Origin of the sequence: Winogradskyella psychrotolerans RS-3 (assembly GCF_000427335.1) — a bacterium.
Lineage (GTDB): Bacteria > Bacteroidota > Bacteroidia > Flavobacteriales > Flavobacteriaceae > Winogradskyella > Winogradskyella psychrotolerans.
The window spans coordinates 1-26,041 of record NZ_ATMR01000097.1 but is presented as its reverse complement, the minus strand read 5'-3'; the positions used below and the strand labels follow the sequence as shown (position 1 = coordinate 26,041).

Annotated in this window: 21 protein-coding genes and 3 pseudogenes; 7 read left to right on the top strand and 17 right to left on the bottom strand. The window is 32.7% G+C overall.

Going from position 1 to position 26,041, the window contains the following annotated elements; translation table 11 throughout:
* Nucleotides 1-171 precede the first annotated feature (171 nt).
* The 4 genes and pseudogenes from ruvX (at nucleotide 172) to mazG (ending at nucleotide 2,516) form a co-directional block, all read left to right on the top strand.
* Nucleotides 172-583 (top strand): annotated as a pseudogene (gene ruvX / locus ADIWIN_RS09540) (Holliday junction resolvase RuvX).
* Between the two features lie 125 nt (nucleotides 584-708).
* Nucleotides 709-1,298 (top strand): annotated as a pseudogene (def, locus tag ADIWIN_RS09535) (peptide deformylase).
* A 10-nt stretch (nucleotides 1,299-1,308) separates the two neighbouring features.
* Nucleotides 1,309-1,740, top strand: a complete 432-nt coding sequence (locus tag ADIWIN_RS09530; RefSeq protein WP_020894930.1) for a DUF5606 family protein — start codon at nucleotides 1,309-1,311, stop codon at nucleotides 1,738-1,740.
* Between the two features lie 2 nt (nucleotides 1,741-1,742).
* Nucleotides 1,743-2,516: a nucleoside triphosphate pyrophosphohydrolase gene (mazG, locus tag ADIWIN_RS09525; RefSeq protein ID WP_020894929.1), complete on the top strand. Its 774-nt coding sequence runs from the start codon at nucleotides 1,743-1,745 to the stop codon at nucleotides 2,514-2,516.
* A gap of 463 nt (nucleotides 2,517-2,979) precedes the next feature.
* Here mazG and ADIWIN_RS09520 read toward each other — a convergent pair whose 3' ends face one another.
* The 17 genes and pseudogenes from ADIWIN_RS09520 to ADIWIN_RS09445 form a co-directional block, all read right to left on the bottom strand.
* Nucleotides 2,980-3,855 (bottom strand): T9SS type A sorting domain-containing protein, encoded by an 876-nt coding sequence (locus ADIWIN_RS09520; RefSeq protein WP_020894928.1) that lies wholly within the window; start codon nucleotides 3,853-3,855, stop codon nucleotides 2,980-2,982.
* A 178-nt stretch (nucleotides 3,856-4,033) separates the two neighbouring features.
* A complete protein-coding gene (locus ADIWIN_RS21910; RefSeq protein ID WP_020894927.1) occupies nucleotides 4,034-4,912 on the bottom strand; it encodes a DUF349 domain-containing protein in 879 nt (292 codons plus the stop codon).
* Complete coding sequence (locus ADIWIN_RS21905; RefSeq protein ID WP_020894926.1) at nucleotides 4,879-6,057, bottom strand: DUF349 domain-containing protein; 1,179 nt, start codon at nucleotides 6,055-6,057, stop codon at nucleotides 4,879-4,881. The genes ADIWIN_RS21910 and ADIWIN_RS21905 overlap by 34 nt, the downstream gene beginning before the upstream one ends.
* Before the next feature lie 79 nt (nucleotides 6,058-6,136).
* A pseudogene (locus ADIWIN_RS09510) lies at nucleotides 6,137-6,897 on the bottom strand (shikimate dehydrogenase family protein).
* Nucleotides 6,866-7,885, bottom strand: coding sequence for a DUF368 domain-containing protein (locus ADIWIN_RS09505; protein WP_020894924.1), 1,020 nt, complete (start codon nucleotides 7,883-7,885; stop codon nucleotides 6,866-6,868). The pseudogene ADIWIN_RS09510 and the gene ADIWIN_RS09505 overlap by 32 nt, the downstream one beginning before the upstream one ends.
* Nucleotides 7,885-8,853 (bottom strand): DUF368 domain-containing protein, encoded by a 969-nt coding sequence (locus tag ADIWIN_RS09500; RefSeq protein ID WP_020894923.1) that lies wholly within the window; start codon nucleotides 8,851-8,853, stop codon nucleotides 7,885-7,887. The genes ADIWIN_RS09505 and ADIWIN_RS09500 overlap by 1 nt, the downstream gene beginning before the upstream one ends.
* Before the next feature lie 36 nt (nucleotides 8,854-8,889).
* Nucleotides 8,890-10,296 carry a tetratricopeptide repeat protein gene (locus ADIWIN_RS09495; protein WP_020894922.1) on the bottom strand — a complete coding sequence of 469 codons (1,407 nt, stop codon included), beginning with the start codon at nucleotides 10,294-10,296 and terminating at the stop codon, nucleotides 8,890-8,892.
* A gap of 161 nt (nucleotides 10,297-10,457) precedes the next feature.
* The gene (locus ADIWIN_RS09490) at nucleotides 10,458-11,633 is read right to left on the bottom strand and encodes an aspartate aminotransferase family protein (RefSeq protein ID WP_020894921.1); all 1,176 of its coding nucleotides are present in this window, start codon (nucleotides 11,631-11,633) and stop codon (nucleotides 10,458-10,460) included.
* Nucleotides 11,634-13,412 (bottom strand): OstA-like protein, encoded by a 1,779-nt coding sequence (locus ADIWIN_RS09485; protein ID WP_020894920.1) that lies wholly within the window; start codon nucleotides 13,410-13,412, stop codon nucleotides 11,634-11,636.
* A gap of 117 nt (nucleotides 13,413-13,529) precedes the next feature.
* Nucleotides 13,530-14,111, bottom strand: coding sequence for an outer membrane beta-barrel protein (locus ADIWIN_RS09480; RefSeq protein ID WP_020894919.1), 582 nt, complete (start codon nucleotides 14,109-14,111; stop codon nucleotides 13,530-13,532).
* 4 nt (nucleotides 14,112-14,115) lie between these two features.
* Nucleotides 14,116-15,396 (bottom strand): adenylosuccinate synthase, encoded by a 1,281-nt coding sequence (locus ADIWIN_RS09475; RefSeq protein WP_020894918.1) that lies wholly within the window; start codon nucleotides 15,394-15,396, stop codon nucleotides 14,116-14,118.
* A 12-nt stretch (nucleotides 15,397-15,408) separates the two neighbouring features.
* Nucleotides 15,409-15,861: a Fur family transcriptional regulator gene (locus tag ADIWIN_RS09470; protein WP_020894917.1), complete on the bottom strand. Its 453-nt coding sequence runs from the start codon at nucleotides 15,859-15,861 to the stop codon at nucleotides 15,409-15,411.
* Between the two features lie 102 nt (nucleotides 15,862-15,963).
* Nucleotides 15,964-18,171: a RelA/SpoT family protein gene (locus ADIWIN_RS09465; RefSeq protein ID WP_020894916.1), complete on the bottom strand. Its 2,208-nt coding sequence runs from the start codon at nucleotides 18,169-18,171 to the stop codon at nucleotides 15,964-15,966.
* A 233-nt stretch (nucleotides 18,172-18,404) separates the two neighbouring features.
* Nucleotides 18,405-19,124, bottom strand: a complete 720-nt coding sequence (locus tag ADIWIN_RS09460) for a 3-ketoacyl-ACP reductase (protein WP_020894915.1) — start codon at nucleotides 19,122-19,124, stop codon at nucleotides 18,405-18,407.
* A gap of 143 nt (nucleotides 19,125-19,267) precedes the next feature.
* Nucleotides 19,268-19,717: an SET domain-containing protein gene (locus ADIWIN_RS09455; protein WP_020894914.1), complete on the bottom strand. Its 450-nt coding sequence runs from the start codon at nucleotides 19,715-19,717 to the stop codon at nucleotides 19,268-19,270.
* Nucleotides 19,718-19,741: 24 nt separating this feature from the next.
* On the bottom strand, nucleotides 19,742-20,998 hold the full coding sequence (locus ADIWIN_RS09450) for a M48 family metallopeptidase (RefSeq protein WP_020894913.1): 1,257 nt from the start codon (nucleotides 20,996-20,998) through the stop codon (nucleotides 19,742-19,744).
* Nucleotides 20,999-21,134: 136 nt separating this feature from the next.
* On the bottom strand, nucleotides 21,135-21,932 hold the full coding sequence (locus tag ADIWIN_RS09445) for a TrmH family RNA methyltransferase (protein ID WP_020894912.1): 798 nt from the start codon (nucleotides 21,930-21,932) through the stop codon (nucleotides 21,135-21,137).
* A gap of 369 nt (nucleotides 21,933-22,301) precedes the next feature.
* On the opposite strand from ADIWIN_RS09445, the gene ADIWIN_RS09440 reads away from it, so the two are divergent.
* The 3 genes from ADIWIN_RS09440 to ADIWIN_RS09430 all read left to right on the top strand — a co-directional run bounded on the left by ADIWIN_RS09440 (nucleotide 22,302) and on the right by ADIWIN_RS09430 (nucleotide 26,009).
* Nucleotides 22,302-23,039: a hypothetical protein gene (locus ADIWIN_RS09440; protein WP_020894910.1), complete on the top strand. Its 738-nt coding sequence runs from the start codon at nucleotides 22,302-22,304 to the stop codon at nucleotides 23,037-23,039.
* Nucleotides 23,040-23,340: 301 nt separating this feature from the next.
* The gene (locus ADIWIN_RS09435; RefSeq protein ID WP_020894909.1) at nucleotides 23,341-25,107 is read left to right on the top strand and encodes a T9SS type A sorting domain-containing protein; all 1,767 of its coding nucleotides are present in this window, start codon (nucleotides 23,341-23,343) and stop codon (nucleotides 25,105-25,107) included.
* A 104-nt stretch (nucleotides 25,108-25,211) separates the two neighbouring features.
* The gene (locus ADIWIN_RS09430; protein ID WP_020894908.1) at nucleotides 25,212-26,009 is read left to right on the top strand and encodes a DUF6503 family protein; all 798 of its coding nucleotides are present in this window, start codon (nucleotides 25,212-25,214) and stop codon (nucleotides 26,007-26,009) included.
* Nucleotides 26,010-26,041: the final 32 nt, after the last annotated feature.

The following is a 26,041-nucleotide window of genomic DNA, read 5'->3' as shown; positions in this document are numbered from 1 at the left end:
TTTTGTAAGAAAATGTGACCAACAAAATATAGTTGTGTCTTAAGTATAATTATCACAGTGATTTATTTTTTAGAGGGAATATATCATTTGATTAGTTTGGGTTAAATTGATTATTTTAAAAACGCTTCTTTTTATTAAAGAAGCGTTTTTTATTACATTATCTTTGTCTTTATGGGACGAATTTTAGCCATTGATTACGGCACAAAACGAACAGGACTAGCGGTTACTGATGAGATGCAAATGATTGCATCAGGACTTACAACTGTAGACACAAAGAAATTACTTGAGTATTTATCTACATATATTTCGACAGAAAATGTTGAGAAAATTGTAGTTGGCTTACCAAAACAGATGGATAATACAGCATCTGAAAGTGAAGTTTATATTCAAAAAGTTCTTGAAGGAATTGACAAAAGTAATTCCACAAATTCCTGTAGATCGTGTAGATGAACGTTTTACTTCCAAAATGGCGTTTCAAACGATGATTGATAGCGGATTAAAGAAAAAACAGCGTCAAAATAAGGCTTTAGTTGATGAAATTAGTGCAACTCTTATTCTACAGAGTTATCTTTCTAGTATTTAGTATACTATAAAGAATTATAAAATAAAATGTATGTGGTTGCTAGATTTTAGTTTTTGTATTTAGTTTTTGAAATTTGAAATATTATAATAGAATTTGGTATTTTTGCACCCGAAAATAAATGAATTATGATTTTACCTATTGTAGCCTATGGCGATGCTGTTTTGAAGAAAGAGGCCAAGGACATAGACAAAGATTACCCGAAATTAAAAGAGCTTATCGATAACATGTACGAAACCATGTATGGTGCGTATGGTGTTGGTTTAGCAGCTCCTCAAGTTGGTTTGGCAATTCGGTTATTTTTAGTGGATACAAGTCCTTTTGCAGATGATGAAGATCTTTCTGAAAAAGAGAGTGAGCAAATGAAAAACTTCAAAAAAACATTCATCAATGCTCAGATTTTAGAAGAAGAAGGTGAAGAATGGGCTTTTAATGAAGGTTGTTTAAGTATCCCAGATGTTAGAGAAGACGTTTTTAGAAAACCAAAATTAAAATTCAATATCAAGATGAAAATTTTGATACACATGTTGAAGAATACGATGGCTTAATCGCACGAGTGATTCAGCATGAATACGATCATATTGAAGGCATTTTATTTACAGATAAACTATCATCTTTTAAAAAGCGTTTAATAAAAGGACGATTGACCAACATTTCAAAAGGTAAGATTAAAATTGATTACAGAATGCGATTTCCTGCAATGAGCAAGAAACGTTAATATAATATATATGAGCTTAGATAAAATTTTATCCATTTCTGGGAAACCAGGTTTATTTCAAATTGTAACACAAACGAGAACAGGTGCTGTTGTAGAGTCATTAATCGACCAAAAACGTATCACAGTTGGTGCACACAGTAACATTAGTATTCTTAGTGAAATTGCTATTTATACATTAGCCGAAGAAGTACCATTAAGAGAGGTACTCAAAAAGGTAATGGAAAAAGAAGGTGGTCAACCAACTTCGATTAGTCATAAAGACAGTAAAGATGTTTTAGAAGAGTTTTTCTTCGAAGTTTTACCAGATTATGATGAAGATCGTGTGTATCCTTCAGATATAAAGAAAGTTGTACAATGGTATAATTTACTTCAAAAAAATAATCTTTTAGCTTCACTTGAAGAGTCTAAAGATGATAAAAAAGCTTCTGACGAAGAAGAATAAACATGTCTGATAAAGCTGCCCAATTAAAAGCCTTTGAGCGTTTGTTAACAATCATGGACGAGTTGCGAGAGCAATGTCCATGGGATAAAAAACAGACGATGGAATCCTTACGTCATCTCACCATTGAAGAAGTTTACGAGCTTGGAGATGCTATTCTCGATAAGGATTTAGACGAGGTTAAAAAGGAATTGGGTGATGTTTTACTTCACATTGTGTTCTACTCTAAAATAGGAAGTGAAACCAATGATTTTGATATTGCAGATGTGTGTAATAGCATTTGTGATAAACTGATTAATCGTCATCCCCATATCTATGGAGATGTCGTAGTTAAAGATGAAGAAGAAGTAAAACGCAATTGGGAACAACTTAAACTTAAAGAGGGTAAAAGTAGTGTGCTCGAAGGAGTGCCGAAAAGTTTACCTGCTGTTGTAAAAGCCAGTCGCATACAAGAAAAAGTAGCTGGTGTTGGATTTGACTGGGAAGAACCAGAGCAGGTTTTTGAGAAAGTAGAAGAGGAAATTGCCGAATTAAAAGCTGAAATCCTAAAGGGCGATCAAGACGCCATAGAAAGTGAATTTGGGGATGTTATGTTCTCTATGATTAATTATGCACGTTTCCTGAAAGTAAATCCTGAAAACGCCTTAGAACGCACCAATAAAAAATTCATAAAACGCTTTCAATATTTAGAATCTAAAGCTAAAGAATTAAATAAATCTTTAAAAGACATGACACTTTCTGAAATGGATGTCTTTTGGGAAGAAGCAAAATTACTTTAATTTTATTGTCATTCCTGCGAAGGCAGAAATCCACTTTGAATTATGCTTTTTAGTTGTGATTAACGAAGTGCTTTTCTAAATTGTCTTTCCCTATTAAATAAGAAATCTATCATTAAAACCATTTGTGTTTAGGGAAATTTACCTTTCTTAGGGTCTATTTTCTTTCTTAAAATACTAACAATACTAGGTGATTTGTTAAAGTTTTAAAAAATTAAATTCCAAACATCCAAAAGTACTTTCTGTGCGTAAATACTGTATATAAAAACAAAAGCGTTTTTATAATCTTAGTAGGAAATCTTAATTATTATTTTAAGCGGTTGTAATTAAGGTTAATTTAGTTTAGTTAGGGCAAAACCCACTTGTAAAGCACAAGTGGGTTTTGATATTTTAGGCTTTAGCCAACATTAGTTTTATTAGATATAAGTTGACTTTAATATTAAAATATAGATATTGAGAATGCCGACTAATTTTTTATTAGTTTTTCTCTAAAGATGTCTCCATTGGCATTTTTTATTTCAACAATATAATTACCACTATTCAAATCTTGTATATTTATTTCCTGATTTAATTTAGAACGTCCTTCTTTTACCGTTCTTCCTAATAAATCAATAATATCATAGCTAATATTTTCAGTAACGTTTTCGTTGCTAGTCACAGTAATAGCATTGCTAGTTGGATTTGGAAATAATTTTAATTCTGATTTCACAGCGATTTCTTCTGTACTCAAAGTCTGGCTTTCAGCCATGATGCTGTCAATATCTAAAACCGCTTCGATGGGATCTGACTCCCAAGCAGGTACATCATTGTGTAATATTCTCATTTCTTCTACGCCTTGACTTGAACTTCCAAATGTAACAGAGTAATTGAAGGTATCTGAAAGTGCTGTTATGTTTTCTTCAAGAATTGAAAACGAAATTCGCTTCCATCCTTCGTTTGGTAAAACAGCTATGGCATTTGTGGTACTGCAACGGTAAATAAGACCGTAATCCGTTTGAAAAGATAATCTTAAAAAAATAACATTATCACCAGAATTTCTAACATCCATTGATATGTATTTAACACGACTCGAAAGATTACCTTGATAGTAGTTACCTTGCCATTGCGCATTATTTTTAGTCATTAATTCAAGATCAGAACCTGAACCGTTTGAGGTTACTCGTAAAAAATTATCGCCTTCACCAGAAGGACCTCCGTTATAAATATTTTCGTTAGCAATAGAATTGTTTTTGGTCCAGTTACTCATCGTATAATCTTCAAAATCATCAACCTGATCTAATTCAACTTGTGATAATGCAATAGTTGGTAGGCATAACAGTAAAAAACGTAGAGTTTTTTTCATAATATTTGGGTGTTTAAATTGTTTGGTTGAATTGATTTGTATTTAGAAATAGTACATAGCGTATTTGTGATGCTGAGACTAAACTTCTTTAATATTTTGTTTATTACAGAAAGTATTTGCTTATAACAAACGGATGTTTGTTATAAGCAAATGAGTTACATCTAAATTCTATAGCATTTTAGCTATACATGCCACGAACCTTGGATAATTTGGCTTTCCAAGTGTCTAATTCTTTTTTGTGGTTAGCAATGTTTTTATGTACATCTTTTACCAGAGGATTATCTGACTTTACATTAGAGAAAAACTGTAAATTGTTTTCCAATTGATTGATTTCAGATTTTATTTCAGTAATTCTTTTACGGATAAAGTTTTGCTCATTATCAAGTAATCGCGTGTCATCAGAATCTGCTAAGTTTTCGAGTTTGCTCTCAAACTTAATCATTTCTAATTTCGACTTATCCATTTTAAGCTTATCGAATTTATCATCAATCGCTTTATAGAATTTACCATCAATGTAACGTTTGTTTTGTGGTACATATCCAATGGTTTTCCACTCAGCAATTTTGTCTTGTAGTATTTTTATATCTGCTTTAGGATCTTCGCTAAGCTCAAGTGTTTTTAACTCGTCAAGAATTTTTACTTTCTTATCAAATGCATCATAAAGGTGTTGGTCTTGCGCTTTGCGCTCTGTATGCATTTTATCAAAATAGTGATTACAAGCCGCTTTAAATTGTTTCCATATTTTATCACTATCACGTCTTGGAACATGACCAATTTTTTTCCATTCATTCTGAATTTTCTTCATTAATGGAGTTACCGTCGCAAAGTCATCACTATCTTTATTGTCTTCGGCAATTTGAATTAAATCCTTTTTCTTCTTAAGGTTATCGTACTGATCTTTCTTTAAATCTTTATAAAAGCTGTTTTTACCACGATTAAAAGTTCTAACCGCTCCTTTAAATTTTGCCCAAGTACTTTCATTAACTTTTAAAGGCACTTTACCGGCCTTAAAAAATGCGTCTCTTAAAGCTTCAATGTCTTTAATTTTTTCTGCCATGCGCTATGTGAGTTGCCTTTATCTTCTGCAACAGCCACTATTTGTGCAATGATCTCTTCTTTTCGCTCAAGATTTTTTTCGTGAGCTTTATCCATATCAGCATAATAAGATTGACGCTTATCGTGGATTGCTTTTGTTGCATTGCTAAAGCGTTCCCAAATCGTTTCTCTATGTTCTTTACCAACAGGTCCAAGTTCTTCTTTCCAAAGTTTATGTAATACTTGCAATTCTCTAAAAGAACGATTCGTGTTTTCATCCTCAGCTAACTCTTCTGCACGTTCTATGATTTTTAATTTCTGATCATAGTTATGCTTAAAGTCCATATCTCTCAAATCGTTATTGAGATGTAAAAAGTCGTAAAAACGCTCTACATGATGGTGGTAAGTGTTCCAAGCATTATTGTATTTATCTCTTGGAATTGGGCCGGCATTACGCCATTTTTCCTGAAGCTCTTTGAAGGTTTTATAGGTTGTACCCATATTCTCTTCAACACTCAGTAAACCTTTGATATCTTCAATTATTTCTAATCTATTATCAAGATTTTGCTTAAGGTTTTGCTCACGTTCTTTATAGTAAACATTTATGGTTTGCTTGTATTCTTTATAATGGGAATTGAATTGTTTTTTGGTGTCGTTCGTGTAATAGAAGTCTATTTCGTTACCACCATCTTCAATGAATTCTTCCTTTTTTTCATCTAGAAGTTCAGTGAATTTCGCATTGAATTCACCTTTAATCTCATTAACATGTTTAGAGATGGTCTGAATTTTATGATTTTTCAAGAGTCTACCGATTTCAGCAGTTAACTCATCCATAGTCATGGCATGATAATCTTTTTCTTCTACCTCATGACGTTCAGCATTTGATTCATCTTCCGCATCTTCAGCGTTTGAAGCTTCAATTTCATCCACTAATTCATCTTTAGGAGCTTCAGTTGCAGGTGTGTCCTCAACGTCATCTTCTTCAGATTTTACAATGTTGATAGCGTCAGTTTCAACTGTTTCAATTTCAGAACCTTTTTCAAGGTCATTATTTACTTCAGTTTCAACGGCATTCGTTTCAATTTCAGTTGGTTGTGTTGGAGTAGTTTCTGTTGATTCTACTTCTTTTTTTCCATCTGCATCTTGCAGGTTATCATTCTCAGACATGTGTCAAATATTTTTTATAGATGTTAAAGATACTAACAAGTGGTTTAACTACAAAGGAAATGCGCGTAGAGCTTGTATTTTAGGATTTATTCCAAATATCCCAAGATTTTTCAGCCTGTAATCTCAGCATTTCTAGACCGTTAATGGTAGTTGCACCCTTAAGTTGGCCACAGTGTAAGAATTTAGTTTGCTCAGGATTATAAATAAGATCATATAAAATATGCTCTTTTGTGATGGCGTCATACGGAATATCTGGACATGCGTTAACTTTTGGAAAGGTGCCAATCGGTGTACAATTGATAATGATTGTATAGTCTGATATAATTTTATCTGATAAGTCTGAGTACAAAAAGGTGACATTTTCCTTTTGAGAACGCGAGACAAAATCATATTTAATTTTAATTTTTTAAGGGCGTAAGCAATGGCTTTAGAAGCCCCTCCAGTACCCAGAATTAAAGCTTTTTTATGATGTGATTTTAAATGTGGTTTTATGGAGTTTTTAAAGCCATAAAAATCGGTGTTATAGCCTACAAGCTTTTTCTTTTTTGTAAATCGAATGGTGTTTACAGCTCCAATGTCTCGTGCTTTTTTGTTGAGTTTATCTAGTAAAGGGATGACTTGTTCTTTATAAGGAATAGTGACGTTAAGACCTTTTAAGTTTGATGTCTTTTTTATGATTTCTGAAAGCTCGTCTATAGATTGTAAATCGAAATTTACATAGGAATTCGGTAGATTTTCAGAGTCGAATTTAGCTTTAAAATACCCTCTAGAAAAAGAATATGAGATGTCTTTTCCTACGAGTCCGAATTTAAGCTTTGATTTGTCTTGTGCGTTTTCCATACCATTCTAATCCTAAAACTATAAGGATTCCAAGGGCAATATAAACAATTGCGATGTAAGTTTGGGTGCTCAATTCTGGTAAATACCGTTGGTAATTGGTAATGATTTGTTTTCCAGTGGAATCTAAAGTCGCGATGCCTTCTACATTCGTTTTATAAATCGTTTCTTTCCACGGCCATACGACTCCTAATGAACCTATAATAAATCCCATTATGGTTGCAAGCGTTATAAATTTATAGTTTTTTAAAATATAACTTAACATATGAGAAAATGTCACTAAGCCTGTTACTGAACCCAAGGTAAACACCGCTAAGACTTTTAGCATGCGTATGCGATATGCGTCATTAATAAAGTCAAAATTACCACTAAAAATATCGAACATGGTATCGTAAAGTGCATTTACAGAATCGACTAAGAGTAAGACATAATTACCCAAGAGAATAAGGATAAATGAGCCTGAAAATCCGGGTAAGGTCATACCTGAAACACTAATGATACCACAAAAGAAGACAAAAAAGAGATTGTCATTTTCCGTTGCAGGATCTAAAAAACTAACACTTATTCCTGCTATGGCTCCAAGAACTAAAGCTAATAACGTAGTTCTGTTCCATTCTTTAAAATCTTTAGAGATATAATAAATGGATCCTAAAATCATTCCAAAGAAGGTACTCCATACATAAATCTCATAATGCACAATGAGATAATCTAGTAATTTAGAAACACTAAAGTAACTCACTATCATACCCAGAAATAGTAAGCTTAAAAATTTGCCGTTTATATAACGATAGAAGCTTTTAAAACGTGCATTAATTAAAAGCTTAAAAGCGGTTTTATTAACGCGTTGTAGTGAGTAGATGAATTCTTCATAAAAACCTGCAACAAAGGCAACAACTCCACCAGATACGCCAGGAACTTTATTAGCAGCTCCCATGGCTAAACCTTTAATGACCAAAAATAAACGATCGATTAGGGTTCTGGTACTTTGCATTACACCTTATTTTTTTGTTTTCCTAGGCTCTCTAATATAAGAATAACAGCAAAACCAATAACAATAAATACAATTGCCATAACGAGTTCATTATCTCCAATGTAAGCCGTAGGTGAAATGCTTTTGTCAAGTAAGGTTACCACTTCTCCTTCAGAATTTATGCGTGTTTTTAAAACTTCTTTCCAAGGCCAAATTTTATTTAAAGACCCAATCATAAACCCTGTTAAGATGGCTAGAGTCAGGTTTTTGTGATGTTTAAACATCCAATTTAAAGCTTTGGAAAACACTTTAAGTCCAATGATAGCACCAACGGCTAGTAATACAAATTTTAAAAGCGCATCTTTAAAAAGTTCCATGTTGCCATTGAGCAAGCCATCTCTTAAGTTGTTAATGGTGTCAATTGCAGTTTGATATGCTCCTAGGATTAGTAAAATAAATGCACCAGAAACTCCTGGTAATATCATAGCGATAATCGCTATAAAACCACAAAATATTAAATAGTATGGACTATCTGGAGAAGCAAAAGGTTCTGCTAAGGTGATGTAAAAAGATATAATTGAAGTTATGATAATAGCAATTACCAATTTTACGGACCAGCCTTTAATTTGTTTAGCGATGTATAAAATACTAGCTAATACAAGTCCGAAAAAGAACGACCATAGTAAAACAGGTTCGTTGTGTAATAGCCATTTTATGATTTTAGCTAAGGATAAGATACTGATGGCTATCCCAGAAAAAAGCGCTAATAGAAAGTTTCCATTAAAGGAGTTCCAAGCGGCTTTAAAACCATCTTTTTTCCATACTTTAAAAACACTGAGGTTAACCTTATCGATGCTTTCAATAAGTTCTTCGTAGATACCAGATATAAATGCAATTGTTCCACCAGAAACACCTGGAACAACATCTGCTGCTCCCATTGCAATACCTTTAAAGGTGATCACTAAATAATCTATAAATCGTCTTTGCATTCTATAATAAAATAAGAATGCTAAGGTATGATTTTTTTAGTTTGATGTCTTTTTAGCTTCTGAAATTATAGCTTTAATCAAGGGCTTGTCTGTAAGTTGTGGAAATAATTCTGAGATAATAAAGTTGTAATCAATATTAAGTCTGGTTCCATTTTTAAGGTGGAAACTGCCTTCTTCAGGTTGATGAACTGTAAAATACAAACCTGCTAATCGGTATTCTACTTCGGCATTTTCTGGATAAAATTCTGAAGCCTGGAGTAAATTAAATATAGCCGCATCATGTTCACCTAAAGTTATTAGAACATCAGTTCTATTTAACCAAGTATCCAATTCAAAATTACCTAATTCTAAAGTTTGTTTATAACCACGCTCTGCTTCTTCAAGGAAATTTAAACGTTTATTTACAGTGGCATATAGCTTCCAATATGCTGCATTGTCACCATCTATAATAACTGCTTTATTTATATAGTATAATGCTTTTTGGTAGTTAAGACGCTTCATGTAAAACTTGGTAATTGCAATCCAAGCTTTATCCAATAAAGCATCTTCATCTATAGCTTTTTTGAAAAATTGAACAGCTAAATCTTCCTCACCGAGTTTGGCATAGCATTGCCCAATACGCAAAAGCGCAAAAGATGTTGGGTCGTCTAAAGCCAAGGTGATTTTATAGTTCTCAATCGCTTCTTCGTACTGTTTTAGTTTCTCTAATACTTTACCTTTTTCAATATAAGCGCCAACAAAAGTATCATCCGAAATAATCGCAAAATCTAGTGCTGCGTTTGCTTTTGTGTAATCTTTAATTGTAAAATATTGTCGTCCTAGTTGATGCCAGCCAACCTCACAATAAGGGTTTGTATTTAGAAATATATTTAAATAGTCAATAGCTTCTGTATGCTGATTTAAAAAATCGTAACAATACACAATATTATGAAGTGCAGAGTAATCTGAAGTATCGCCTTCTAGGCATTTTTTAAAATAAATAATAGCATTTTCAAACTGATCTAAAAACAAATACTCCATGCCTACCAAGGCATATAAATCGGCATCATCTTCTGGTGTATTAGATAAATCGATAGCAATTAGTAAAGTATCTATAGCTTGTTGATGTTTATCTTGCTTAGATAATACATTTGCCTTTTGAATAAAAATTTCTTCGTTTGTAGGTTCTATATTATGAAGTCTATCTAAAAGATTATTTGCTTCTTTAAACTTGTTTTCAATAACTAAAATTTCAACTTGAAATAATCTTAGATTGATTGACGAAGGGTGTTGTTCTAAACCTAATTTAATGGCACGTTTAGATAGCGCAATCTTACCATTTTCTAAATAGTGGTGAATAATGTTTTCAAAATCGTTTGAATCAAAGAACAAAATATTGTTGGTCTTTAACATCGATTCAAATCGAGTAATTGGAAAGTTTTCGTCCTCTTGACTGTAATGCATAAATGATTTAATATTTCGCTGAAATAAAATTACAGCTATACTTTAGGATACATCGGTTTTAACATTAATGTTCTTAACAAAATAATTAACATTCAAGCCTTTGTTTGTGTAGTGGTGTTTAAGTTGCTTTATTTGAGTGTGTTGACAGGTGTGGGGGAGGCTTAAATATCGTCTAGTATTGAAGTTATAATACGACATCCTTCTATTATTTCATCATTAGAAATAGTCATTGGAGGTGTAATTCGGATGGCTTTAGATTCAAAAAGTAACCAAAACAGGATTAATCCTTGGTCTTTAGCACGCAAAATTAGAGTGCTTGTAAGCTCTGCACTTTCTGTAAAAGCGGCTAACATTAAACCACGACCTCTAATCTCTTTGATGTGTTTATGCTGAAGATGTTTCCTGATTAATTGTTCCTTTTCTAAGGCTTCAAACATTAGGTTTGATTCCGTAATTTCTTTTAATGTTGCTAAAGCTGCAGCTGCAATTACAGGGTTCCCCCCAAAGGTTGTGATGTGTCCTAGTTTTGGATTATCGCTTAAGCAATCCATCATTTGTTTAGAAGCTGTAAACGCTCCGATAGGTAAACCGCCTCCTAAACCTTTACCTGTAACCACGATATCTGGTTGGCAATTGTAGTTTTCGAATCCGAATAATTTTCCTGTTCGTCCTATTCCTGGCTGAATTTCATCTAAAATAAACACAGCTCCAACCGCATTACAGCGTTGTTGTACTTTAGTTAAATAGTTGTTTTTTGGTTCAATAAATCCGGATCCTCCTTGAATAGTTTCGAGAATAACAGCAGCTGTTTTTTCGGTTATTTGATCTAAATCGTCTTCAGAATTAAATTTAATATGTTTTATATCTGGGATTAATGGTAAAAAGGGTTGCTTACGTTCTTCATAATCCATGAGACTTAGTGAGCCCATCGTATTACCGTGATACGCGTTTTTTGCAGCAATAATTTCTGAACGACCTGTAAAACGTCTTGCTAATTTAAGGCTACCTTCAATTGCCTCTGTTCCTGAATTTACTAAATATGTTGATTCTAATGGTTCTGGTAAATGTTTGGCTATTAATTTCGTTAATTCTAATGCTGGTTTTTGAATGTACTCTCCATAAACCATAACATGAAGATATTTGTCTAACTGCTCCTTAACAGCATTTACAACTTTAGGATGTGAATGTCCTAAGCTACATGCTGAAACTCCTGCAACAAAATCGAGATAAGCTTTGCCCTTAGTATCGTAAATATAAGATCCTTTTGCATGACTTATTTCCATAGCCAAAGGATGAGGAGTGGTCTGAGCCTGGTATTTTAAAAACTCGTCTTTCAATTATTGACCTTCTTTTTTGATTATATCCTTAATAGGTTTTGTCTTTGTAGAATCTGCTTTTTTTGTTGTAGATTCTAAGGGTTTTACCGCTGTTTTCTTAGGAAGATTTCGGGCTGCTTTATTCTCTTTTTCTGGAGTTGCTTTTCCGGCTTCTTCTATACGTTGTGTAATAGCATCACCAATAAATGCTTCTGGCGGAACGTAGTCGTCTAAACCTTTAATTGTTGGCAAGTCTAAAGGAGAATCGTCTTTAAATAAATCTTCAACAGATAGTGGTTGTTCTTCTCCACGCCAATCGAAGTCTCTTAATTTTCTACCGCTTTTTGGAAACTCAGATTCAGGAAAAATATTACCATCAATTTGATTAATAAATCGTACTTCATCAATAGCTTGGTCAATAATCTTTACATTAATACTTCCAGATTTTGATTTTTGAATACCTATTAATTCGCCGTCATCATTTCTTAAATAACGAATGGTTTCAGCATTTTTAATGATATCTACATTATAAAGTTCGTTGTCTCTAAATAATCCAATTAATCGTTGTCCTTTTATTTGGTTAAAACCATCTTCACTTATTGTATCCTTACTAATTAAAAAGGCGTTTTCAAATACTTTTAGAGAATCTAATTGTTCTGTTTTTGGATTCGAAATCAAGTGAATGGTATCTCCGGTCATTTGGTTGCCTATATTCCAAAGTACGGGTTTTCGTTTGGTGGCAAAAGCATCTGTAGAACTAAATCTATTGAGGTTAATCATTTGGGTAAGCCCTTCTTTATGATTAACGTGAATAGAATCGGATTTACCTGCCATATCACTTTTATATAATCGGGCATTATTATAAGCGCGCGTAATACGATTTTCGGGTTTACCAGTAACCATTAATGTATCTGCATGGATGTAAACAGAATCTTTTTCTTGAACCGTTATAGCCAAAGCACGTTTCGTAATATACATGGAGTCTTGTGCGCGCCAAACTTCTGCGTAATGACCTTTTACGATGCTTTTGTTTAAGGTGTCTGTAACCGTTATATTATTGGTCGCCGAAGCGAAACTTTTATTTCTATCAAAATATAAACTATCTCCTTCTACAGTGCGGTTGTCGTAATCGATTTTGGCATTACGTTGAAAATGTCCGGTGTTGTTGTTAGTGTCATAAAAGCCTCGTTCGCTATAAATTTTACTGGTTTCTCCAACAATTGTTGAAGGTCCGAAAAGATAAGCGTGTCCATTTTCTGTGAAAAAATCGAGACGTTCAGTATTTAATGTGTAATCAGGATTAACGAGAACAACATCTTGAATAAATTGGTATTTGCTAGCATTTATATAATATCTACCGATTTGACTTGTAATTGTACCAGAAGTGTCTCTTACAACTGTACCTTTTGTATTGTAATAGGCTTCTTGCTTTATTCTGTCAAAATAAAGTGTATCAGTTTTTAATATAGATTGTGGTTCTGTTAAAACAACATCTCCTCTGGCGATAGCTAATTGCGATTTACCGCTATATTCTAAATATTTAGCTACCATATTTATGGAGTCGCCTTGTTTCATTACGACGTTACTAAAGGCTTCAATAAAGTCTTGATCTTCGTAATAAATAGCTTTATCGCAAAAAAGATCAGCTCCTTTATGAATAAAATGTACTTGCTGTGACTTATTTCTTAGAAATACTATTGCACCATCTTTAACGTCTGGTGACGTTGAAGTTCTACCAGAGTATTTGACAGTTATTTTTGTTTTTCTTGCCCAGAACTGAAAAACACAGACAGGAAGCAAATGATAAAAAGAAGACTTTTAAAAGGTTTCAAAGACATATATTTTTTACAAAATAACACTTATTAGCTTTGCTTTAGTATGTGTTAACGTTTTTTTTAACAGATGATTAGTCTGAAATTAGAATCTGTAGCCTAAACCAATTTTAAGGATATTGATATTTGAATTGTACGTTATATTTGGAACATCGTCAGCAACACCAATTTTTACAAAATCGTACTGAAGCTGAATTAAGATTTTGTTAGAAATATCGTAAGCAACTCCTATATTGATGTTAACTCCAGATTCGCTCTCACTTTTATAAGTTGTATTTGGACTTAAGGAAGGTTGATTGTTGACCGGTTTAAAAACAAACATACTATAACCAACTCCCAAAGAGGGATGCAACTTTGGGAGGTTTGGTAAGTTTAATTCAGCAAAAATCCGTGGTTGAATAGTAAATAGATTCACATCAATAGGTTGAAAGCGTTCTGATTTAGAGTTATTTAAATATCCGGTATGAAGCGAACCTCCAATATAAATGGTATTTAATTCTAAAAATCGAAATCGTAATCCTATATCAATAACTCCATTATAGTTTTTACCAACAAAATTATTATCAATTGTTAAAGGATAGCTCAGTTCAATATTAAATTTCGATTCTTGAGAATAACCTTCAATTGAAACGATACATAATAAGAACAGTGCAATCTTCTGAAACATATAATTATACCGTCTTGCGAATAATTGTTTGTTTACGATCTGGACCTACAGATACAATTGTAATAGGAATTTTTAACTCTGTTTCTAAAAATTCAACATACGCATTAAGATTTTCAGGAAGTTGTGATGCTTCAGTCATTCCTGTTAAATCCGCAGCCCAGCCTTTTAATTCAGTGTAAATAGGAGTGATATTTTCTGCCTCAATATTATATGGTAAATGCGTAATAGTTTCACCTTTATATTTATAAGCGGTACAAACTTTCAAGGTTTTAAAGCCAGAAAGCACATCACCTTTCATCATAATTAATTGGGTAACACCGTTAACTTGGCAAGCATAACGTAAAGCCACTAAATCTAACCATCCACAACGTCTAGATCTCCCTGTTGTTGCGCCAAATTCGTTACCAACGCGACCCATGGTTTCACCATCTTCATCAAATAATTCAGTTGGGAATGGTCCTGAACCAACACGTGTTGTATAAGCTTTAAAAATTCCGAATACTTCTCCAATTTGGTTTGGAGCAACTCCTAAACCTGTACAAGCACCTGCTGCAGTTGTATTAGAAGAGGTTACGAAAGGGTACGTTCCGAAATCAATATCTAATAAAGAGCCTTGAGCACCTTCTGCTAATATAGATTTACCAGATTGTTGTGCTTGATAAATGTACTCCTCAGAGTCAATAAATTTTAAAGATTTTAAAGTATCAATAGCTTCGAAAAAATCAGCTTCTAATTCTTTTAAATCGTATTGAATATCTACGTTGTAAAATTCAATCATTGCTTCATGCTTATCTGCTAAAGCTCTGTATTTGTCTTTAAAATCGGCTAATTCAATATCACCGACACGTATACCGTTTCTACCTGTTTTGTCCATATAAGTTGGGCCAATACCTTTTAATGTAGATCCGATTTTTGCTTTACCTTTAGATGCTTCACTCGCTGCATCCAACAAACGATGCGTAGGTAAAATAATATGTGCCTTACGAGAAATACAAAGTGATTTTTTATAATCAACATTTTGCTCTTCTAACTTATCGAGCTCTTTCTTGAAAATAACAGGGTCGATAACAACACCATTACCAACAAGATTCACTTTATTCTCGTGAAAAATACCTGATGGAATTGTATGTAATACATGTTTCTTGCCGTTAAACACCAAAGTATGACCTGCATTTGGTCCTCCTTGAAAGCGTGCAATAATATCGTAGTTAGAGGTAAATACATCGACAATTTTTCCTTTGCCTTCGTCTCCCCATTGTAATCCAAGTAGTAAATCTACTGCCATTTTAAAATTGAGTTAGTCGTCTTTTTTACGATTACCGTAAAAATATAATGAATGATTAGTTATCTGAATATCAAAAACCTCTTCTATGGTTTTTTTAATGGATTGAATGCGAGGATCACAAAATTCTATGACTTCACCTGTATCTGTGAGAATCACATGATCGTGGTTTTTATCAAAATACGATTTTTCGTAATGTGCCTGACTTTGCCCAAATTGATGTTTGCGGACCAAAGCACACTCCAAAAGTAATTCAATAGTGTTATATAGCGTCGCCCTACTTACACGGTAGTTTTTGTTTTTCATTTTGATATATAAAGACTCAATATCAAAATGTTCTTTGCTATCGTAAATTTCTTGAAGTATAGCGTAACGCTCAGGTGTTTTTCTATGACCTTTATCTTCAAGGAATTGTGTAAACACACGTTTTACAATTTCCTGATTACTTTCTTCTGTGGTTGCATTCATAATTAAGAAGCAAATTTAAGGAAATTTTATAGGATATGAATTATAAAGTTGAGTATTAAAATTGAAAAAAATGAACAAGTTTAAAATTATAGTTAATAACATTTATACTCTAGTAACTTTGTCAATTCCATTAATTTTTTTAAGCTTATCAATAAGTTTTTTAAGCATGGCTTGATTTTTTACTTGAACCGTTATTTTACCAGTAAATATACCATCATCACTAGAAAAACTAATACTCTTCATATTAACATGCATGTTTTCTGAAATGAGCCTAGTGATATCGTTTACAAGTCCCAAGTTATCTATACCAGACAAAATAATTTGTGAGGTATACACTTGTTGAGATGAATCGATCCATTTGGCCTGCATAATTCTATACGCATAGTTAGATTGTAAACTTACAGCATTAGGACAGTTTGTTTTATGAACTTTTAGACCATCGTTAATTGTTAAAAAGCCAAAAACCTTATCTCCAGGAATCGGATTACAACAATTAGCTAACGTATAACTAAGTTTCTCTTCTTCTTTTCCAAAAACCAACATATCATATTTAGAAGTGATTTCTTCTTTATGAATATCTTTTGAAACGGTTGGTTTATAAATCTTGTTTTTAAAATAACTGACAAAAGCATTGCTACGCGAAGATGCAAAGGCTTTTAATTTTGTATTATCAATGGTGCCAATACCAACACGATAAAATAAATCTAATGACGTGCTCAGTTTAAAATAACTCACCAATTCATTAATTGAATTTTCATTTAGTGTAATTTTAAGCTGCTTTAATTTACGTCTTAAAATTTCTTTTCCTTCTTCAGCGATTTCTTTAGTACCTTCATTTAAAGCCGATTTAATCTTGCTTCGTGCTCTTGCTGTTGTAGCATAATCTAACCAGTTGGCATTAGGTTTAGCGCTTTCGGAAGTCATAATCTCTACGCGGTCACCACTTTGTAATTCGTGACTCAAAGGCATCAATTTACCATTCACTTTAGCTCCACGTGTTTTCATGCCAATTTCGGTATGGATGCTGAACGCAAAGTCTAGAGGTGTGGCTCCTTTAGGAAGCGATTTTAAATCTCCTTTAGGTGAAAAGACAAAAATTTCTTTTGAATATAAGTTGAGTTTAAACTGCTCAACAAAGTCAACGGCATCTGCTTCATGATTTTCTAAAGCTTCCTGCAAGCGATTAATCCATAAGTCGAGATTATCTTCTTTTGCATCTGCGTTTTTGTATTTGTAATGCGCCGCATAGCCTTTCTCTGCAATCTCATTCATGCGTTCACTTCGAATCTGAACTTCTACCCAACGGCTTTTTGGACCAACAACGGTAATGTGTAAGGCTTCGTATCCTGTAGATTTTGGCGATGAAATCCAATCGCGAAGTCTAATAGGATTTGGAGTAAAATGATCTGTGACGATAGAATATATTTTCCAAGCTAAAAATTTCTCATTAGCGATATCTGATTTGTAAATAATACGAACGGCAAACTTATCGTAGACTTCTTCAAAAGAGACGCCTTGTTTTACCATTTTTCTGCGAATGCTAAAAATAGATTTTGGTCGTCCTTTAATTTCGTAGTTTAAGCCTTCAGTATTTAAGGAATCTTCAATCACTTTAGAAAATGCTTTAATATAAGCATCTTGATCCTCTTTACTATCATGTAATTTTTCTAGAATGTCATTATAGACTTCTGGTTCGGTATATTTTAAGCCTAAATCTTCTAGTTCTGTTTTTATGTTATAAAGCCCAATTCTATGAGCTAATGGAGCATAGATGTATAAAGTTTCAGAAGCAATTTTAACTTGTTTGTCCGATCGCATTGAATCCATCGTTTGCATGTTATGTAAACGGTCTGCAATTTTTATAATGATAACTCTAACATCATCATTTAAAGTTAATAGCATTTTTCGGAAATTCTCGGCTTGCAAAGACACATCCATGTCTTTTTTTAGCGAAGATATTTTGGTGAGGCCATCTACAATTCTAGCGACTGTCTCTCCAAATAATTGCTCTATATCATCTATAGTATAATCCGGGTTGTCTTCCACAACATCATGAAGCAAAGCTGCAGCAATAGATGTGGCATCCATACCTATTTCTTTAGCTACAATTCTAGCCACTGCAATAGGGTGAAAAATATAGGCTTCACCAGATTTACGTCGTTGATCTTTGTGCGCATCCACAGCAACCTCAAAAGCATGACGAATTAATTTTTTATCGTCATCAGTTAAAGTTTGGTAGCTTACTTTTAATAATTCTTTATAAGCTTTGGCAATTGCCTTATTCTCTTTTTCTATTGCTTCTTCCGTCATAGAACTAAAGTAGTAAAACCATTGTTAATGAGCACTATTTTTTTTCTAGGAAATTTTAATTTTTTTTGATGTAAATAAGTACCTGCAAAGACAAATAGTAAAAAATAACGATTTACTTAAAGTTCGCTTTTTTAATTTTTAATTTGAACTTTTTCATTTATCCATACTTTATATATAACAACAAAACCCACAATTAATGTAGGTTTTGTTATCTCGTTATTTGAAAAATATAATTATGGGTTAGTAGACCATAACGATGCATTTGCCATCATAGCGCGTCGTGGTAATTTTAAACCAGATACAATTAATTCTGCAAAATCTTCGGGTTGTAAAACGCTGTCTTCAGAGTCTTTATTCGCAATACCTAATTCTATAGACATATCTGAAGCAATTGTGCTTGGAGTTAATGTGCACACTCTGATATTGTTTTTACGCACTTCTTTCATTAAGGATTGAGACATTCCGATAACTGCAAATTTTGAAGCTGAATATGCTGATGTTGTGGCATTACCGCTTAATCCAGCAGTAGACGATATATTTATAATGTCACCTTCATTTTTGGCTATTAAATGTGGTAAAACTTCTTTGGTGACGTAATACATTCCCATAACATTGGTTTGTATAATTTGGTTCCATTGGTCCACTTCCATATCGTTTAAAGATCCAAAAGCTGCAATACCAGCATTGTTAACCAAAATATCAATAGAGCCTAATGTTTCAATTATAGATTTAATACCTGTTTGAACTTCATCATAGTTGCTAACATCAAATACAGCATATATAGCGTTTACTCCAAAGGTCTTTAATTCAGCAACTGTTTCTTTTAAAACGGCTTCATTTCTGCCAGTAATAGCAACATCAATGCCTTCTTTAGCAAAAGCGATAGCTGTTGCTTTTCCTAAACCTCTTCCGCCTCCTGTAATTATTGCTTTTCTGTTTTTTAAATCTGTCATTATATTATGTTTCTTTTTATTCAAAGTTATAAAAATTGTGGGTCTTTAATGTTATAATAATGTGAAGTTACAGCCTTAAATTCTTAATACGTTCTAAAAGTGTGAGATGTGTTTTATTAACAAGTATTGGATATCAGTAAATGTTATTCACCGTGTTTTTTCCAATAGGATTTGCCATAGCTGCAAAATACTTCTTCACCATAGTCTATATTTTTAGTAGCTTTTATGCAGACATTGTTATCTTCATCTAAAGTAATTGCGGCATTGTTTTTAAAATCACTTTGGGATAAGCCTTCCGCATCATTAGCATACTTGGCATAACAATCCGTATGCATACTGTCCATAATAGTACCATCTAGCAAATTAATAAAGTACCTGTCTTGGTTTTGTTCTGCTCTTATTGCCGCTTCTTTGTTGTCGATTATTTCACCTTTAAACAACGAGATAATTTCATCTTCATAAATGTCAACTGCCGTAAATAAACCTTGTCCTGCCTGTTTAATTTGTGAAGGCTGAACAAACAAGTAGTCTGATTCTGAAGCTTCAATGGTATTTGTGCTTATATAATGATCTTCTGTATTGGAGTCGCTCAAGGTTTATGAGGTATTTTAATGATGTTAATTAGTAGAATTTAAAGCGCTTTTATTTTTTAAATTCTTAACGCGTTCCAAAAGCGTAGGATGCGAATAATGCATAAACACGTAGGCTTTATGTGGTGTTAAATTACTCAAACTATTTTTAGATAATTTCTTTAATGACGTAATTAAAGGTTCGGCTTTATATGTGTTTTTGGCGTAATCATCGGCTTGGTATTCAAAAACGCGTGAAACGTAATTCATTATTAGTCCTGTGATTTCTGAGATAGGTGAGTAGAGTAATCCGAAAGCGATCAAACCAACATGAAAACTCGGGATTTCAACACCAATAGCATTGGATAATAATGGATTTGAAACAAATATAGATAGAATAAAAAGCGTTAACCCTGTTAGAAGGATGGAGGTGACTAAATTAAAAATGATATGCTTTTTTTTGTAGTGACCAACTTCGTGTGCTAAAACAGCAACGATTTCTTCATCGTCTAAATCGTTGACCAAAGTATCATAAAGTGTGACACGTTTTTCTCTTCCAAAGCCCGAAAAATAGGCATTGGCTTTGGTGCTTCGTTTTGATCCATCGATGACAAATATTTTTTCGAGATTAAAACCTACGGATTCTGCATAGGTTGAAATTTTAGTTCTTAATTCACCATCTTCTAAAGGAGTTTGTTTGTTAAATAATGGTACAATAAGTTTAGAATAAAACATATTCATAAACACGGTGAATACAGTTACAATTCCCCAAGCATATAACCAAAATTGATTTCCTGTAGCCTGATAAAACCAAACAATAAGAGCAATGAGACCACCGCCTAAAAGTGCCATCATAACTAAACCTTTCAATTTGTCTAAGATGAATAGTTTCTTGGTGGTTTTGTTAAACCCAAATTTTTCTTCAATTACAAAGGTTTTGTAATAGCCAAATGGTGTTGTAATTATATCGCTCGCTATCATGATGATACCGAAGAAAATTAAAGCGATGATTATTGGATTGTCTGAATAACTTCGGGCTATGTTATCCACATACTCAAAACCATCTAAAAGTAAAAAACCTAGAGTTAAGGCAAACGAAAACACGGACGTTCCAAGTCCAAATTTATAATTCACGGTTTTGTAAGCTTGTGATTTTTTGTATTCCGTTGCATCATAAACATCATTTAATGCTTCAGGAATGGGGTCATTATAATGCTTAGCATTTATAGCGTCAAGAGTTTTATCAATTATAAAATTGATGATAATGATGGCTATAATGATATAGAAAAGGGTTTGTGCTGTCATTTATATGTTAAAGGTTTTTGTCACTTCGAGTGAAATTTCTTTTTAGAAATTTTGTATCGAGAAGTTTATTTATATCACTAGTTCTCGATACAATTTTCTCGTTCCTCAAAAATCACTCGAACTGACATTTTTTTATTTATTTAAAATTCCGCTGTCGTTTCGCTTCAAAAATAAGTATTCCTGCAGCGACAGAGACATTCATGGAGTCAATTTCACCTTGCATAGGGATGCTTATATTTTTTGTGGCAGCTTGGCGCCATTCTTCCGTTAAGCCTGTTGCTTCGGTACCAACTACAATAGCTGTTGGCAAGGTGTAATCTTGAGAGTGATACGGTTCCGATTCTTGTAAGATAGCTGAGAAAATATTGAAATTATATTTTTTCAGAAAAGAAATAGCTTCTTCAGAACTGGCCATAGCAATTTCAGTAGTAAACACACAACCAACACTAGAACGAATAATATTAGGATTGTATAAATCTGATTTTGGATTCGCAATAATCACAGCATCTACATTTGCCGCATCTGCCGTGCGTAAAATAGCTCCAATATTGCCAGGTTTTTCGGGAGCTTCGGCGACTAAGATTAAAGGATTTTTAGATTTTAGTTTTAAATCTTCGAGTGTATGCTTTTTAGATTTTACAACAGCAATTACACCTTCAGTTGTATCGCGATGTGCTAGTTTTTGAAATACGTCTTTTGAGATTTCAATAATGTCGATATTATATTGCGACATGGCCTTAGCTTCGCTTTCTGAAAATAATTCAGGATAATACAATAGCGATTCAATAGAGTATGCTCCCTTTATAGCTAAGGATAATTCGCGCTTTCCTTCAATTAAAAATTGTCCTGTTTTTTTACGTTGTCTTGATTTTTCTTTGAGTAAAACGAGTTGTTTTATAAATGGATTTTGAACGCTGGATATTGATTTACTCATTGTTGTGCTTTTTAATCGATTTATGAGAGGTGCAAATTTAACCTATTATGAAACAAATACCACTTTACCTTTTTCAATTCTTAATAATCGGAGTAACTACATTTATTTAAGATGCAAATTAGCTAATCGATTTAATGGTGAAGATGAAAATAATAGTTTTTATATATTCGATTTAATCCTATAGGTCTAGAATTAATTTTACAGGGTTGAAATTTTAATCATAATTGAGTTTTTTATTATAATAATAGAGCATTAACTGCCGTTTTTTTTGATAATTCAACTTTCATTGGATTAAGATTTAAATGCATAGAGATTAAGGTTCACCATTTATAAACTTAATTTTGTGCTAAGACCAAATAAATATTAAGGATGATTAAAAATTATAACCTACTTATATTAATATTTTCAACACTATTTTCTTATGGTCAGAGCATTACATTCCAACAAAACACGAGCGCTGCAGCTAAAAAATTCAAATTAGTACAAAAACTGAATAAAACCGGTGATAGTTTAATACTCGCTACAGATAATGAAAAGATAAAGGAAGTTGATATATTAAATGCCGATTACTTAGAGACTATTGAAATTAATAATTCAAATGGAAAGATTAATTTAAGACATCTCACTATAGGTAATTATGTTGTACAAGCCAAAATAGGTACGCATTGGATTGTAATGTATTTAGAAAAAAGAGATTTAAAAGCCGAAGGAATTAAAACTACTGATGTTAATATTGAAGGTAATGTTGGTATAACTATTTCTAAGAATTCCATGGATTCATTGTCATTACCCAAAGAACATTCTAATAAACTTCATTTAGATGATAATGAAATGTATTGGGCCGTATATGAGAGCAATACTGGTTTTTCATCACAAAGAACAATGAGTTTAAAATTTCCGGAAGAAATTTATGATTTAATATATCGAATAGAATTAGAAATGAAATCTAAGGTTGGAAAAGATAATACGTTACAGGTTTATGAGGTATTTAATAAACCAAATTTTATGTTTAAACAGCTTAACAATAAAAACTATTATAAGAGTAAAAGTTCAGAGCACTTTAATGTTGAACCTCTTTACAATTCTGAAGAAAAAAAGAAGACATAAGAAGTTTTAAAAATTAGAGGGAATTACTTAAAGATATTTCTATGTCATAACTACTTACTTATTTCACTTCTTTTTCTGAAAACTAATTCGAAAGAATCTATAGGTTTCATCTTTATAGTCCCCTTTTATGGCAAATGATAATTCATGTTTGCCATCAATTAAAAAATCTCCAATTTTTTTATGTGTCCCGATTTTTCTTTAGGTAGAACGCTTTGTTTTATAATGGATTTCAAACGCTAAAGATTGATTTAGGCAGTATTATATTATTTAATCTATATTTGAGAGATACAAATTTAACCTCATGAAACAAAAACTACTTTCCCTATTTCTATTCTTAACAATCAATGCAATTTCATTTGCTCAGGTGGCTAATCAACCAAATGATTACATGGTTTGCGATGATGACAATGATGGTTTTGCTTTATTCGATTTAACCAATCCAGATGCACAAGTTTTAGGAAGTCAAAGTGCCGAAGATTATACGATAACATATCACGAAACGCAGAGTGATGCTATTAATGGAATTAATGCGCTTTATTATCTTTATGTTAATAATACTAATTGGTTACATATTCTATATGTACGGTTAGAAGATAATTCTACAGGAAGTTATGACACTACTGAATTAGCATTGATTGTAAATCCAACACCTATTGTTACTGTAGCAACATCTATGATCTTATGTGATGATGATGCCGATGAGACCGCTGTATTTGATTTAACAGTAAACAATTTAGAAATCACACAAGGTAATACTGATTGGACGGTAGCGTATTATGAAACGCAATCGGATGCTCAGGCTCAGATGAATATGATATCTAATTCAATAGCTTATACAAATACCTCAAATCCGCAGACATTATTTGCAGCAGTTACGGATACCAATACGGGTTGTGTAGGCATAACTCCATTAACCATACGCGTGTTGCCAAATCCTTCTGGTGCTATGGGAACTCCGAGTAATATTATGCTATGCGATGATGATAATGATGGTATAGCAACGTTTGACTTAAGTGTAAATGAAAGTGCGATTAATCCTTCAGGTGAGCCTTTTACGCTATCTTATTTTATAAATGAAGCTGATGCCTTAGGTAATTTTGCTCCAATTTTAGATCCAACTAATTTTACAAACGTAAGTAATCCACAAACTATTTATGTTAGAGTTGAAACTCTAGACGGCTGCTATGCACTTACTAATTTTGATATTTCTGTTAATCCTTTTCCCGAAATATATTTAGAAAGTAGTTATAGCTTTTGCACAGGTAGCACTTTGGTATTGGAAACAGGATTGTCTGTTCTTGATTATTATTTTGAATGGGATCTTAATGGAAATACGATACAAGGCGCAAACCAATCATCACTTACCGTAACAGAACCTGGTGGATATGACGTTGTATTGTATTCTTTAGATTATGGGTGTTCTAGCAGCACTTTTATAATTGTAGAGGAAGTTAGTTGTACAGATACTGATGACGATGGAGTCATTGATAGTGATGAGGATATAAATGGCAATGGTAATTTAGAAGATGATGATACCGATGGTGATGACATTCCAAATTATTTAGACGACGACGACGATGGAGATGGTGTTGCTACTAATGTTGAAATTAATATTGTTTTAGGAAGAAATGTTTCTCATGTCTTTGTGGATACAGACAATGACCTAGTTGAAAACTATTTAGATGACGACGATGATGGCGATGGTGTTCTTACTATTGATGAAGATTATAATAATAACGGAGATCCGACGGATGATGATACCAATTTTAATGGTATCCCAGATTATTTAGATAATTCAGTAGCGTTGAGCGTTAAGACATTTAATACGGTTGAATTTAGTATGTATCCTAACCCAACAATAAACGTGGTAACTATTAATTTAAAAACGTCTGAGATTGAAAATCTAAAAATTACCATTTATGACGTTCAAGGTAAACGTGTTGCTATTTCTAAACATCAAAATTTAAGTATTATTAATTTAAATACATCTCATCTTAGTTCAGGTTTATATTTTGTAGAACTTGAAAGTAATTCGAATAGAAGTATTCAAAAACTGATTAAAGAGTAACAATTTAAGCTTTATATCCTTAAAAAAACTTCAGCTAATTCTTGAAGCTTTTTTGTAATGCTTCAAATTTAATTTCGTCAAAGACTTCAACTTAAAACTATATTATGAAAAAAATAATTTACGTATTACTATTAGCTATTTCAATAACTGCTTGTAAAAACGAACCAAAACAAGAATCTACAGTTGTTGAGGAGGTAAAACAAGAACAAATTATCACTAGTATTTATCCTGAAACAATAACTAAAGTTTTTAATGCACACGGAAGTATTGAGCAATGGAATAAAATGAATGCACTTTCTTTTACCATGACTAAACCAACAGGAAAAGAGAAAACAACTAAAGATCTAAAAACCAGAGCAGAACTAATAGAAACACCAACGTATACGCAAGGATTTGATGGTGAAACACTTTGGGTTAATGAAAAAGATGGTAATGCATATAGAGGAAAGCCTCAATTTTATAAAGGTTTAATGTTTTACTTCTATGGAATGCCTTTTGTTTTTGGTGATGAAGGAATAGATTATAAAGAAACGGAGCCTTTAGTTTTTGAAGGAAAGACATATCCAGGAATTCTAATTTCATACGAAGCTGGTGTTGGTGAATCTTCAGATGATCAGTATAAGATTTTTTATGATGCCGAAACGGGTCAAATGGAATGGTTAGCATACACGGTAACTTTTGGGAAATCAGAAGGGAGTCCTGATTTTCATTTCATAAGGTATAATAACTGGCAAACTGTTAATGGGTTGGTATTACCGAAAAGTATAGATTGGTATAACTATGAAAATAATTTACCAACAGAAAAGCGAAACACAGTGGAATTTACAGATGTTATGCTTTCTGAAAAAGCTCCTGATCAGGCAATGTTTACAATGCCAGAAGGTGCTAAAGTGATTGAATAATCAGAATATATAAAAGCAAAAAAAAGCAGCCA

Excerpts from the sequence above, each read along its gene's own strand:
- ADIWIN_RS09530 (WP_020894930.1), top strand. The coding sequence starts at position 1,309 with ATGAGCTTAGATAAAATTTTATCCATTTCTGGGAAACCAGGTTTATTT.
- mazG (WP_020894929.1), top strand. The coding sequence starts at position 1,743 with ATGTCTGATAAAGCTGCCCAATTAAAAGCCTTTGAGCGTTTGTTAACA.
- ADIWIN_RS09520 (WP_020894928.1), bottom strand. The coding sequence starts at position 3,855 with ATGAAAAAAACTCTACGTTTTTTACTGTTATGCCTACCAACTATTGCA.
- ADIWIN_RS21910 (WP_020894927.1), bottom strand. The coding sequence starts at position 4,912 with ATGGCAGAAAAAATTAAAGACATTGAAGCTTTAAGAGACGCATTTTTT.
- ADIWIN_RS21905 (WP_020894926.1), bottom strand. The coding sequence starts at position 6,057 with ATGTCTGAGAATGATAACCTGCAAGATGCAGATGGAAAAAAAGAAGTA.
- ADIWIN_RS09505 (WP_020894924.1), bottom strand. The coding sequence starts at position 7,885 with ATGCAAAGTACCAGAACCCTAATCGATCGTTTATTTTTGGTCATTAAA.
- ADIWIN_RS09500 (WP_020894923.1), bottom strand. The coding sequence starts at position 8,853 with ATGCAAAGACGATTTATAGATTATTTAGTGATCACCTTTAAAGGTATT.
- ADIWIN_RS09495 (WP_020894922.1), bottom strand. The coding sequence starts at position 10,296 with ATGCATTACAGTCAAGAGGACGAAAACTTTCCAATTACTCGATTTGAA.
- ADIWIN_RS09480 (WP_020894919.1), bottom strand. The coding sequence starts at position 14,111 with ATGTTTCAGAAGATTGCACTGTTCTTATTATGTATCGTTTCAATTGAA.
- ADIWIN_RS09475 (WP_020894918.1), bottom strand. The coding sequence starts at position 15,396 with ATGGCAGTAGATTTACTACTTGGATTACAATGGGGAGACGAAGGCAAA.
- ADIWIN_RS09470 (WP_020894917.1), bottom strand. The coding sequence starts at position 15,861 with ATGAATGCAACCACAGAAGAAAGTAATCAGGAAATTGTAAAACGTGTG.
- ADIWIN_RS09465 (WP_020894916.1), bottom strand. The coding sequence starts at position 18,171 with ATGACGGAAGAAGCAATAGAAAAAGAGAATAAGGCAATTGCCAAAGCT.
- ADIWIN_RS09460 (WP_020894915.1), bottom strand. The coding sequence starts at position 19,124 with ATGACAGATTTAAAAAACAGAAAAGCAATAATTACAGGAGGCGGAAGA.
- ADIWIN_RS09450 (WP_020894913.1), bottom strand. The coding sequence starts at position 20,998 with ATGACAGCACAAACCCTTTTCTATATCATTATAGCCATCATTATCATC.
- ADIWIN_RS09445 (WP_020894912.1), bottom strand. The coding sequence starts at position 21,932 with ATGAGTAAATCAATATCCAGCGTTCAAAATCCATTTATAAAACAACTC.
- ADIWIN_RS09440 (WP_020894910.1), top strand. The coding sequence starts at position 22,302 with ATGATTAAAAATTATAACCTACTTATATTAATATTTTCAACACTATTT.
- ADIWIN_RS09435 (WP_020894909.1), top strand. The coding sequence starts at position 23,341 with ATGAAACAAAAACTACTTTCCCTATTTCTATTCTTAACAATCAATGCA.
- ADIWIN_RS09430 (WP_020894908.1), top strand. The coding sequence starts at position 25,212 with ATGAAAAAAATAATTTACGTATTACTATTAGCTATTTCAATAACTGCT.